10 protein-coding genes are annotated in these 11,016 nt (G+C 72.5%); 5 read left to right on the top strand and 5 right to left on the bottom strand.

Translation table 11 applies throughout. The annotated features are described in order from the left end of the window. The first annotated feature begins 134 nt into the window (after positions 1-134). Together ACZ7GJ_RS33810 and ACZ7GJ_RS33805 are read left to right on the top strand one after the other, a co-directional pair. Positions 135-380 (top strand): type II toxin-antitoxin system Phd/YefM family antitoxin, encoded by a 246-nt coding sequence (locus tag ACZ7GJ_RS33810; RefSeq protein WP_470757171.1) that lies wholly within the window; start codon positions 135-137, stop codon positions 378-380. Beyond that, complete coding sequence (locus tag ACZ7GJ_RS33805) at positions 377-745, top strand: type II toxin-antitoxin system VapC family toxin (RefSeq protein ID WP_470757169.1); 369 nt, start codon at positions 377-379, stop codon at positions 743-745. Before ACZ7GJ_RS33810 ends, ACZ7GJ_RS33805 begins: the two co-directional genes overlap by 4 nt. Before the next feature lie 69 nt (positions 746-814). Here the strand turns inward: ACZ7GJ_RS33805 and ACZ7GJ_RS33800 are convergent, their stop codons facing one another. Beyond that, entirely contained in the window at positions 815-3,406 is a 2,592-nt protein-coding gene (locus tag ACZ7GJ_RS33800; protein ID WP_470757167.1) for an ABC transporter permease, read from the bottom strand. Beyond that, positions 3,403-4,179, bottom strand: a complete 777-nt coding sequence (locus ACZ7GJ_RS33795) for an ABC transporter ATP-binding protein (protein ID WP_470757165.1) — start codon at positions 4,177-4,179, stop codon at positions 3,403-3,405. Before ACZ7GJ_RS33795 ends, ACZ7GJ_RS33800 begins: the two co-directional genes overlap by 4 nt. Positions 4,180-4,476: 297 nt before the next feature. On the opposite strand from ACZ7GJ_RS33795, the gene ACZ7GJ_RS33790 reads away from it, so the two are divergent. Beyond that, on the top strand, positions 4,477-6,141 hold the full coding sequence (locus ACZ7GJ_RS33790) for an MFS transporter (RefSeq protein WP_470757164.1): 1,665 nt from the start codon (positions 4,477-4,479) through the stop codon (positions 6,139-6,141). 75 nt (positions 6,142-6,216) lie between these two features. Continuing rightward, entirely contained in the window at positions 6,217-7,074 is an 858-nt protein-coding gene (locus ACZ7GJ_RS33785; RefSeq protein ID WP_470757162.1) for a hypothetical protein, read from the top strand. Positions 7,075-7,133: 59 nt separating this feature from the next. Here ACZ7GJ_RS33785 and ACZ7GJ_RS33780 read toward each other — a convergent pair whose 3' ends face one another. Beyond that, the gene (locus ACZ7GJ_RS33780) at positions 7,134-7,694 is read right to left on the bottom strand and encodes a CGNR zinc finger domain-containing protein (protein ID WP_470757160.1); all 561 of its coding nucleotides are present in this window, start codon (positions 7,692-7,694) and stop codon (positions 7,134-7,136) included. Between the two features lie 81 nt (positions 7,695-7,775). Here ACZ7GJ_RS33780 and ACZ7GJ_RS33775 point away from each other — a divergent pair, with 81 nt between their 5' ends. After that, positions 7,776-8,642 (top strand): alpha/beta fold hydrolase, encoded by an 867-nt coding sequence (locus tag ACZ7GJ_RS33775; RefSeq protein ID WP_470757158.1) that lies wholly within the window; start codon positions 7,776-7,778, stop codon positions 8,640-8,642. 174 nt (positions 8,643-8,816) lie between these two features. Here the strand turns inward: ACZ7GJ_RS33775 and ACZ7GJ_RS33770 are convergent, their stop codons facing one another. Then, positions 8,817-9,713 carry a cellulose-binding protein gene (locus ACZ7GJ_RS33770; protein WP_470757157.1) on the bottom strand — a complete coding sequence of 299 codons (897 nt, stop codon included), beginning with the start codon at positions 9,711-9,713 and terminating at the stop codon, positions 8,817-8,819. Positions 9,714-9,859: 146 nt separating this feature from the next. Continuing rightward, the coding region (locus ACZ7GJ_RS33765) for an SUKH-4 family immunity protein (RefSeq protein WP_470757156.1) at positions 9,860-11,016 on the bottom strand (1,157 nt) is incomplete at its 5' end.

Raw genomic sequence — 11,016 nt, 5'->3', positions numbered from 1 at the left:
CAGCCTACGACGCCGCCCTGCCCCCCGCGCGCGGGATTCGGGTCACCCGCGGGAGTGACGGAGCTGGCGCGGACTGGGCCGATCTGATTACGCTTGGTCCGGCGGTTAGTCCACCCCTTGCCCTGGAGTACGCGATGGAAGCGGCCCGGCAGTACAACGTCCACGAGGCGAAGACGAACTTCTCCAAGATCCTGGAGGCGGTCGCCACCGGCGAAGAGGTGATCATCAGCAAGGCCGGCGAGCCGGTCGCGAAAGTGATCCCCCTGGCCGGCAAGGTCCGGCGCACCGACTACGGCTCCCTACGGGGCCGGATCGACATCCCGGACGACTTCGACGACCTCCCCGATGGTTTCGCCGAAGCCTTCGGAGCCGACACGTGAGCCTCCTGCTCGACACGCATGTCGTCCTTTGGTGGCTCAACGGCGAACTCGCCGAAGAGACACGAGAACTCCTGACCCGTGAGCGATGGGTCTACATGAGCGCCGTCACTCCCTGGGAACTCTCCGTGAAACAGGCGGCGGGCAAACTCCACAGCGAGGAGGATCTGGCGGTGCGCGCGCAAGGCACCCAGTTCCACCCGCTGCCGATCGTCGCGGAACACGGGGTCCGCGCCGGGCAGCTGCCTCCCCACCACAAGGACCCCTTCGACCGGATACTGATCGCCCAGGCGCAGAGCGAAGGGCTGACCCTCGTCACGCGCGACAAGTCCATCCCGCTCTACGACGTTCCCGTACTGACCGTCTGAACGAGACCGGCCCCGGCCCGCCCTCTCGGGCTGGCCGGGGCCGGTGCTTTCCCCCGTGACGACCGCGGGCTAGTCGCTCGCGATCGCGTTCAGTACGTTCATCCGCCCCGCCCGGAAGGCCGGGACCAGCGCGGCGAACAGGCCCACCAGGGCCGACCCGGCGAAGACGCCGATGATCGTCGGCCACGGGATCTCCAGCACCTTCAGGCCCTGGAGGGCGAGGAGCTGCTGGGCGGTGGCTCCCCAGCCCATGCCCAGGCCGAGGCCGAGCAGGGCACCGAAGAGCGCGATGACCACCGACTCCAGGCGGATCATGCGGCGCAGCTGGCGGCGGGAGAGGCCGATGGCGCGCATCAGGCCGATCTCGCGGGTCCGTTCGACCACCGAGAGGGCGAGGGTGTTCACGACACCCAGGACCGCGACGATGATCGCGAGGCCGAGGAGCCCGTAGACCATGTTCAGCAGCTGGCCGACCTGGTCCTTCAGCGCCTGCTTGTAGTCGGTCTGGTTGAGCACCTTGTACTGCGGGTACTCCGCCAGCGCCGCCTTGACCGCGGTGTACGCGGAGTCCTCCTGGCCGTCCTTGGCGGTGGCCAGCAGCATGAACGGCCGCGGCAGCTTGTCGGCCGGCACGTTCGCCTCGGCGACGGCGGTGCTCGTGTACTTCATGCCCTTGTCGAGGTTGCCCTCGTCGCTGGTGATCGCCGCGACCTTGAGCTTGACGGTGTTGCCGCCGGTGAAGGCGACCGTCATCTCGTCACCGAGCTTGATGTTGTGCTTGGTGGCGTAGAGCGAGCCGACCGACATCGAGTTCGCCCCGTACGCCGCCGCGTGCTCGCCGGCGGTCATCTTGCGGCGGATGTCCTTGGCGTACGTGGGGTCCTGGGCGCCGAGCCCGTCCTCTTCGGTGGTCCCGTCGGGGGCGGTGATCTTGGCGTTGATCTCCCGGTACGCGGTGACGTGGTCCAGGTCCTTGGTGGCCCGCAGCTTCTGCTCGGCCTGCGGCATGACCGGCTGGCCGGTCTGGGACTGGACGATGTAGTCGGCGCCGACCGACTTGTCGAGCTCGTCGGTGGCGGAGGCCACCATCGAGGAGCCGACCACCGACAGGCAGGCGACCAGCGCCAGGCCGATCATCAGCGCGGCGGCGGTGGCACCGGTACGGCGCGGGTTGCGCAGTGCGTTGCGCTCGGCGAGCCGGCCGACGGACCCGAAGGGCCGCAGGACCGCGCCGGAGAGCACCCGGACCACGACTCCCGCGAGGAGCGGGCCGATCACGATGAAGCCGATGAGCGTGAGCACCACGCCCAGGCCCAGCCACAGGGATCCGGGGGCGGCCTTCTCGGCGGCTGCGGAGAGGTACAGGGCCGCGGCGCCGAGGCCGGTGAGGACCAGGCCGAGGGTGGCGCGGATCCGGCCGGCCCTCTTGTCGCCGGGCGAGCCCGACTCGCGCAGGGCCGCCATCGGGGAGACCTTGCCGGCCCGGCGGGCCGGGATGAAGGCGGAGACGATGGTGACGACGATGCCGAGGAAGATGCCGACGACCGGGGTGGTCCAGGCGATCGTCAGGTCGTCGGTGGACAGGTGCATGCCCATCGAGCCCATGATCTTCATGAGGCCGACGGCCAGCCCCACACCCGCGCCGACGCCGAGGACCGAGCCGACGAGGCCGAGGAGGAAGGCCTCGACGACGACGGACCGCAGGATCTGGCCACTGTCGGCGCCGATGGCGCGCATCAGACCGATCTCGCGGGTCCGCTGGGCGACCAGCATCGAGAAGGTGTTGAAGATCAGGAAGATGCCGACGAGGAACGCGATGAAGGCGAAGCCGAGCATCACGTACTTCATGACGTCGAGGAACGCGCCGACGTCCTTGCGGCCCTGGTCCGCGGATTCCTTGGCGGTCTGGAGCTTGTACGTGTCGGCGCCGACGGCGGTGGCGATGCTCTGCTTGAGCTGGTCGTCGCTGACGCCGTCCTTGGCGGTGACGTTGATGTTGGTGAACAGGCCGGGTGCGCCCAGCAGTTCACGCTGCGCGGTGTCCGTGTCGAAGTAGACGACGGTGGCGCCCGGGTTGGTCACCTTGAAGGTGGCGATGCCGGAGATCTTCGCGCGGAAGTCGCCGGTGATGGCGATGGTGCGCAGCTCGTCGCCGATCTTCAGCTTGTGCTTCTTCGCCGTGTCGGCGTCGACGAGGACCTCGGTGGGGCCGCGCGGCTCGTGGCCGGAGGTGACCGCCATCGACTTGAGCTCGTTGTCGTTCCAGCTCGCGGCGATCGTCGGGGCGCCCGAGCTGGGGCCGACGTTCTTGTTCTCGGCGTTGACGATCGTGACGGACATCGAGATGACGCTGCCCTGGGCGCTCTGGACGCCCTGCGCCGCGGACACCTTCTGGACCGCCTCGCCGGGGATGGTCGCCGGGCGGCCGCTGCGCGGGTTCTCCACGTCGGAGTCGTCGGCCCCGGCCGTCGCCTTGGCGGAGACGGTGACGTCCGCGCCGGTGGTCGCGAAGAGCTTCTCGAAGGTGGTGTTCATGGTGTCGGTGAACACCAGCGTGCCGCAGACGAAGGCGACGGAGAGCAGGACCGCGATGGCGGACAGCGCCATCCTTCCCTTGTGCGCGACGAAGTTGCGCCGCGAGGTCTTCAGGACGGTGCTCATGAAGTCCGCCCGCGCGCGTCGAAGTCCTTCATACGGTCCAGGACCTGGTCCGCGCTGGGCCCGTACATCTCGTCCACGATCCGGCCGTCGGCGAGGAAGATGACGCGGTCCGCGTAGGACGCGGCGACCGGGTCGTGGGTGACCATGACGATGGTCTGGCCGAGCTCGTCCACCGAGCGGCGCAGGAAGCCGAGGACCTCGGCGCCGGCCCGGGAGTCGAGGTTTCCGGTCGGCTCGTCGCCGAAGATGATCTGGGGGCGGGCCGCGAGGGCGCGGGCCACGGCCACGCGCTGCTGCTGACCGCCCGAGAGCTCGGTCGGGCGGTGCTTGAGGCGGCCCGCGAGGCCCACCGTCTCCACGACCCGGTTCAGCCACTCCGCGTCGGGCTTGCGGCCCGCTATGTCCATGGGGAGCGTGATGTTCTCCAGGGCGTTGAGCGTCGGCAGCAGGTTGAACGCCTGGAAGATGAAGCCGATCCGGTCGCGGCGCAGCTGCGTGAGCTTCTTGTCCTTGAGGCCGGTGATCTCGGTGTCGTCCAGGTGGATCTGACCACTGGTCACCGTGTCCAGACCGGCGAGGCAGTGCATCAGCGTGGACTTGCCGGAGCCGGAGGGGCCCATGATCGCGGTGAACTGGCCCCGCCGGATGTCCACATCCACCGAGTCGAGGGCGACGACGCGCGTCTCCCCGGAGCCGTAGGCCTTGACGACCTGGCGCGCCCGCGCCGCGACGGCTTCATGCCCTCCAGTACCCCCGTGCCTGGTTTCGGTCATAGCCGTTGTCACGGTGTTTCCCCTCGTTCGTTTCTGACCTGTCGAAGTCTTCCGGCCAGTGGCCTCCGGCGCGCTGGTGCCCGTCGCCGTATCCGGCCGGGGGTTATCCCCACCCCAGGTCCCTGTCCGTAGGAACCAGTTAAGGACAGGGCGGGACCTTGTACCTCCTACGCCGGGACGAAAGACCCCTGGCCCTTTGTGAGGACCAACCCCTAGGGGTTCTCCACCCTCCGGTGGACACTTCCTCGGGGATGTCCGGCCGAATGAGAAGGTGGCCGCTGCATCGGAGGGGTGGACATGAGCTCAGGGGACGTCGGCGAAGAGGACGGCACAGCGGGCGAGCAGGGTGGGCACCGCAGGCCGTCCGACCGGCGCGTTTGCGCCGATTCCGGCAACACCGGGAACACCCGTAACGCAGGCCGCAGAGACAGCGGCGGCGACGGCCCGGAGTCCGGCAGGGGCGAAGTCCGGCCACCGGGCCGGCCGCGGCGGGCCGTCGTCGCCGCGCTGATGCTGACCATGGGCCTCGTCGCCCTCGACGGAGCCATCGTCTCCACCGCGGTCCCGCAGATCGTCGGCGACATCGGCGGCTTCTCCGTCTTCTCCTGGATCTTCTCCGGCTACATGCTGGCGAGCACCGTCACCCTGCCCGTCTACGGGAAGCTGTCCGACACCCTGGGCCGCAAGCCCGTACTGCTCCTCGGCATCAGCGTGTTCCTGCTCGGCTCGCTGCTGTGCGCGGCCGCCTGGAACATGGCGGCCCTGGTCGCCTTCCGGATCCTCCAGGGCCTGGGCGGCGGCGCCCTGCAGGGCACGGTCCAGACGCTGGCCGCCGATCTGTACCCGCTCAAGGAGCGGCCCCGGATCCAGGCGCGGATGTCCGTGGTCTGGGCCGGCTCGGCGCTGGCCGGGCCCGCGCTCGGAGGGCTGATCGCCGCGTACGTGGACTGGCGCTGGATCTTCCTCATCAACCTGCCGCTGGCCCTGGCCGCCCTGTGGATCATCGCCCGCCACCTGGTCGAGCCGGTACGGGCCCCGGGGCGCCGGGGCCGGATCGACTGGGCCGGAGCCGTCGGCATCTTCGCCTGCGGCGGGCTGCTGCTCTTCGCTCTCGTACAGGGCGGGGTCGCCTGGCCCTGGCTGTCCGCGCCCTCGGTGGCGCTGCTGGGCGCGACGGCGGCGCTGGGCCTGCTGGTCGTGCGGGTGGAGCGGCGGGCCGCAGAACCGATCCTCCCGGGCTGGGTGTGGCGCCGGCGCCCCATCGCCGCCGTCAACCTCGCCATGGGCGCGCTCGGCCTGCTGATGGTCGCCCCGATGGTGTTCATGCCGATGTACGCCCAGACCGTGCTGCGCCTGAGCGCGGTCGAGGCCGGGCTGATCACCTCCGCGATGACCCTGACCTGGCCGATCAGCGCGATGTTCGTCCAGCACGTCTACCGGCGCGTCGGCTTCCGCGACAGCGCCGTCATCGGGGTCGGGATCGCCGCCGTGATCCTGTGCGCCTTCACGCTGCTCCCGTACCCGGCCGCGCCGTGGCAGCCCGCCCTGATCATGCTGCTGCTGGGCGCGGCCCTCGGCCTCTTCCAGCTCCCGCTGATCATGGCGGTCCAGTCCACGGTCGTGTGGCAGGAGCGGGGGACCACGACCGCCTCGGTGCTGTTCTGCCGTCAGGTCGGCATGAGCGTCGGGGCCGCGCTGATGGGGGCCGTCGCCAACGCGACGCTGGCCGGGCGGCTGGCGGACGCCCCGGCTGCGGCGGGGCTGCCGCGGCACGTGAACGACGTGGCCGGGGCGCTGGACCGGCCGGCGCAGCTCGCGCCGGAGGCCGCCGAGTACCTGCAACGGGCCGTGGCCGTGGCCGTGGACCACATCTTCGTCTGCGCGACGGTGGCCGCGGTGGCGGCCGTACTGGTGCTGCTGGTGCTGGCGCCGCGGCGGTTCCCGGTGCTGCCGGAAGACTGAGCGGGACGTGGGGAGTTGTCATGCTCGTACCGAGTGGGTAAGTCTCTGCGGAGGCGCATTCTCCGGGGGGACGACATGGCTTCAGCACTCTGCGCACTGGCGTTACTGGCCGCCCTGGCCGGCCCGCTGGGATGGCGGCTGCGCCGCCATCCCGCCTTCATCACCGGCCGCGACGGAAGGCTCTCCACCTCGACCGCCCTGGCCCTGGGGTGGACGCTGATCCTGGTCTGGCTGCTGCTCTCGATCCTGGGCTACGGGCTCACCGCGGGCGGCGGCGTCGACTGGTTCCGGGGCGGGGAGGACGGTGGGCACGGCCCGCTGTCGTCCCTGACGGACGTCTACCTGCCGCTGCTCGGAGGCCCGTACGTGGCCCTGATCGGCGCGAAGGCGGTCGTGGGCCTGCGGGTGGAGAAGGGCAGCATGGCCAAGCCGGCCCCGAAACCGACGAAGTCGGGACGGCGTCCGCTGCGGGAGCTGATCGCCAACGACGGCGGGCGGACCGACCTCGTGGACCTCCAGTACGTGGCCCTGAGCGCGGTCACGATGCTGTACGTGGTCGCGTTCTTCCTGGCCGACGTGGGAGGCGGGCTGCCGAGGCTGCCCGACGAGATCTGGGCGCTGACGGGCGCTCCGGCGGGGGCCTACCTGGTGAACAAGATGGCCACCCGGGCGAACCCGGTGATCACGCGGGTCACGCCGGCGGACGGGTCCCTGACCGTCGAGGGCGGCGGCTTCGGCGAGGAGGCGCGCGTCGAGGCCGACGGCACGCCCCTGCCGACGGCGTTCCACGCGGCCACCGGCACCCTGACGGCCCCGCTCGGCGCCGGAGCCCCGCCGCTCGCGGTGTCGGTCACCAACCGCGGGCTGCGCAGCGACCCCTACCCGCTCCCCGGCCCGGCCGTTCCCGCACAGCAGGCGACCGAGCAGGGCTGACCGGGAGCTCCGCGGCGGCGCGGGGTCGGCCGCGCCGGGCGGGTCACCGGGCCGGCGGGTCAGGCCGGGTCGGGCTTGTGGCGGGCGTAGTAGCGGGCCACGCGGGCCCGGTTGCCGCAGAGGGACGCCACGCACCACCGGCGCCTGGGGTTCGCCGGGAGGAAGAGCATCACGCAGTCCACCCCCTCGCATTGGCGGACCTCCCCCACCCGGGGGTCCGTCAGCAGCTCCGCCACCGCCTCGGCGAGCTCCGCCGCGAGCCGCCGGGACGGGGCGCACTCCCGCCGGGCCGCGGCCGACAGGCCCTCGGCGGTCCAGGTCAGCTCACGGTGCGACGGCCCCGCGCGCAGCGCGTCGTTCAGTACCCGCAGCGCACCGGCCGGCGGCCGCTCGCCGCTCCGGGCGGCTTCGAGCGCCGGCCCCGCGGCCTCCCGTACGGCATGCACGGCGGCCACCTCGGCCCCGCCCACCTCCGCGACCGGGGTCACCCGCCCCGCCTGCGCGGCGACCCACGCGCCGAGCCCGGCCGGGCCGGCGATGAGGTCCCGGCCCGCGGGCCGGGTGTTCAGCAGGTCCAGGGCGAGGTGCTCACCGGTGAGCGGGAATTCGATCGCAGTCACGGGACTAATGCTACATCCACCCCTTGACCCGTTAGCGATCTACCGCAAGACTAATGCCACCGAAGCCACTGGAGGCATGTGATGTCCACCGCTCCGCTCACCCACCACCGCACCGTCGACGTGGCCGGCGTCAGCGTCGCCTACCGCGAGAGCGGCCCGGCCGACGCCCCGGTCCTGCTCCTGCTGCACGGCTTCCCGACGTCCTCGCACCAGTTCGCCCGCCTGATGGACGCCCTCGGCGGCGTCCCGTACCGGCTGATCGCCCCCGACTACCCCGGCTTCGGCCGGACCCGCGCCCCCGAAGGGTTCACGTACACCTTCGACCGGCTCGCGGACATCGTGGAGGGGTTCACGGACGCCCTCGGGCTGGACCGCTACGCGCTGTACGTCTTCGACTTCGGCGCCCCCGTCGGCCTGCGCCTCGCCGAGCGGCGGCCCGGGCGGGTGACGGGCCTGATCGTGCAGAACGGCAACGCGTACGAGGAGGGACTGTCCGACGTCGCCCGCGAGTTCACCGGCCTGCGGCGCGAGGTGCCCGGCAACGAGGAACAGGTCCGCGGCCTGTTCACCGAGGAGGGCACCCGCTTCCAGTACGAGACCGGCGTCGCCGACCCCGCGCTGATCTCCCCCGACGGCTGGACGCTCGACGTGCACTACCTCGGCCTGCCCGGGCGCGCCGACGCCCAGGCCGACCTGGCCTTCGACTACGCCTCGAACCTCCTGCGCTACCCGGCCTGGCAGGCGTGGCTGCGCTCCGCGCAGGTGCCGGTCCTGGTCGTCTGGGGCGCGGGCGACCCCTTCTTCACCCCGGCGGGCGCCAAGGCGTACCTGCGCGACGCCCCCGACGCCGAGGTCCACGTCTTCGAGGGCGCCGGCCACTTCGCCCTGGAGACCCACCTCCCCCAGATCGCCCCCCTGATCGAGAACTTCCTCACGAAGCTCCCCTGAACACCCACCCGCCCGCAGACCGCCCGCGGTGCGCGGGTTCGGACCCGCCCGCCTTCCACCCGGCGGCGCGTCCGAACCCGCCGAACCCCACCGCGCCGGCCAACCCCCGCCGAACCGCCGGGCCCGACGCAGCCGCCCCGGGGAGCCCTCGGCGAGAGAGCCGCGGGAACCGCGTCAGTCCGCCGGGCCCGACGCAGCCGAACCCGCGCGGCCCGTCAGGGCTGCCAGGCTGGAGCGGACGTGGTTCATGTGGGCCCGCATCTCCTCCTGGGACTCCGCGTGCTCCCGCAGCACCCGTTCCGTCTCGCGGGCGACCCGCTCCTCCTGGACCCGGGCCGCCGCGATCAGCTCGGCGGCCCGCGCCTCCGCGTCCTCCTGGCCGTGCCGCGCCGACTCCTCGGCCTCCGCGAAGCCCCGCCGGGCCTCCGCCAGCCGGGACTCCGCATACCGCTCCAGCTCCGCGTGGCGCGCCTCCAGCTCCCCGTCGCGCGCCGCCAGCTCCCGCTCCGCCGCGTCCCACCGCTCCACGTGCTCCTGCTCGCGCTCCGCCAGCAGCGCGTCCGACCGGCGGCCCGTCTCCGCCAGCCCCGCCTGCGCCTCAGCCCGCCAGGCCTTCGCGTCCTCGCGGGCCTCCGCGCGCGCCTCGTCCGCCTCCCGCTGCGCCCGCAACAGCCCCTGCCGGGCCCGGACCTCGGTCTGCTCGCGCACCGCCTCCGCGTCCTGGCGGGCCAGTTCGGCCACCCGGTCGGCATGCGCCTCGGCCGCGCCGAGCGTCGCCCCGGCGTCCGCCCGCGCGTCCGCCCGTACGGCGTGCGCCTCTTCCTCCACCAGCAGCAGGATCCGCCGGGCGCGCTCGCCGAGCTCGTCGTACGTCTGCGGGGCCAGCGCGGACACCGCCTCCCGCAACCGCTCCGCCTCGGCCTCCATCCGCTTCGCCAGTACGGTCAGCCGCGCCACCCGCTCCCACGCCTCGTCCCGGCTGCCGGAGAGCCGGGCGAGATACCGGTCCACCTCTTCCACGCGGTAGCCGCGGACGCGGACCGTCGCGAAACCCGGGCCCTGAGGTGACATGGGTGCACTCATCCTGGAAGCGCCTCTCTCGCGGGGATTCCTGTCAAGGATGCGTCATTTGCACGCAGAAGCCGGAATGGCCGGGCCGGGACCCCGTTCGAGGGTTCCGGCCCGGCCATTGAGCGGATCATGCGTTCAGCAGGTGATCAGAGCAGTCCGTCCCACATCTGCTCCAGCAGCACCGACCACCAGTTCTCCGGAGACGCCAGCGCCGCGCTGTCCAGCCCCGCCAGATTCGCCTGGAAATCGACGGTCCAGCGGCCCGCCTGCTCCGGCGTCAGGTGCTGGCGCAGCCGCCACATGTGACCGAGCAGCGCCAGGCACCGTACGAACTGCGGCAGGCTGGAGTTGACGAACTGCGGCGGCACGGGCGCCCCGCCCGGACCGCTCTCCACCGGCACCGCCACGATGTGCGCGGTGCCGTACTGCACGCACAGCGCCTTGCCGAAGTCGCTGCCCACCACCAGGTACGAACCCGCGTCCGAGGCCGGCTGCACCTGCCGCTGGGCCGCCATCTCGGCCAGCGTCGGCAGCGGGGCACCGGGCACCGCCTGCGCCCAGAAGAACGGCCCGAAGTCGACCGGCAGCCCCGACCACATCAGCGTCTGCGCCACGATCTCCGGCACGCCCTGCCGCGAGACCGCGCGCGGCTCGAAGCGGAACACGCCCTGCTGGCCGAACGCCGCCACCAGCTCCTGCGCGATGGCCTCCAGCGGGATCGCCGGCTGGAGCGGGACCTGCGGGAGCGGCGCGCGCACCGGCGCGGGGCGCGCCGGGCCGTCCGCCACCTGGTGCAGCTCGCCCTGGTGGGTCAGCAGGTGCCGCATGCCCTGCTGGCGGCCCGCGTGCTCCTTCCCGTACGGGGCCACGCTCGTGATCCGGACCTGCGGCCAGGTCTCCCGGATCATGCGGGCGCAGTAACCGCCCGGCAGCTCACAGGACTCCAGCTCCGTGTGCAGCTCCAGCACCTGCTGCGGCGGCACGTTCATCGCGCGCAGCTCGTGCAGGATCTGCCACTCCGGGTGCGGGGTGCCGGGCGCCGAGCGGCGGATGAGCTGCTGCTCGGAGCCGTCCGGGGCGCGATAGCGGAGCACGGCCTGGTAGCCGGGGCCCACCGTGGGCAGACCGGTGGGCTGCGCCGCCTGGGGCGCCTGGGGCGCCTGGGGCGCCGGGCCGGGCGGACCGGGGGGCTGGGGTACGCCGGGACCCGCGAGCATCGTCGCCGCGTGGTGCGCACCGCCGCCCGGGGCTCCGGGCGGACCGGGAGGCGTGGGCACGCCGGCACCGGGCGCTCCGGGCGGAC

This window comes from Streptomyces sp. NPDC037242 (assembly GCF_055604165.1).
This window is presented reverse-complemented; position numbering and strand designations above follow the sequence as displayed.

Excerpts from the sequence above, each read along its gene's own strand:
- ACZ7GJ_RS33810 (WP_470757171.1), top strand. The coding sequence starts at position 135 with ATGGAAGCGGCCCGGCAGTACAACGTCCACGAGGCGAAGACGAACTTC.
- ACZ7GJ_RS33800 (WP_470757167.1), bottom strand. The coding sequence starts at position 3,406 with ATGAGCACCGTCCTGAAGACCTCGCGGCGCAACTTCGTCGCGCACAAG.
- ACZ7GJ_RS33795 (WP_470757165.1), bottom strand. The coding sequence starts at position 4,179 with ATGACCGAAACCAGGCACGGGGGTACTGGAGGGCATGAAGCCGTCGCG.
- ACZ7GJ_RS33790 (WP_470757164.1), top strand. The coding sequence starts at position 4,477 with ATGAGCTCAGGGGACGTCGGCGAAGAGGACGGCACAGCGGGCGAGCAG.
- ACZ7GJ_RS33785 (WP_470757162.1), top strand. The coding sequence starts at position 6,217 with ATGGCTTCAGCACTCTGCGCACTGGCGTTACTGGCCGCCCTGGCCGGC.
- ACZ7GJ_RS33775 (WP_470757158.1), top strand. The coding sequence starts at position 7,776 with ATGTCCACCGCTCCGCTCACCCACCACCGCACCGTCGACGTGGCCGGC.
- ACZ7GJ_RS33770 (WP_470757157.1), bottom strand. The coding sequence starts at position 9,713 with ATGTCACCTCAGGGCCCGGGTTTCGCGACGGTCCGCGTCCGCGGCTAC.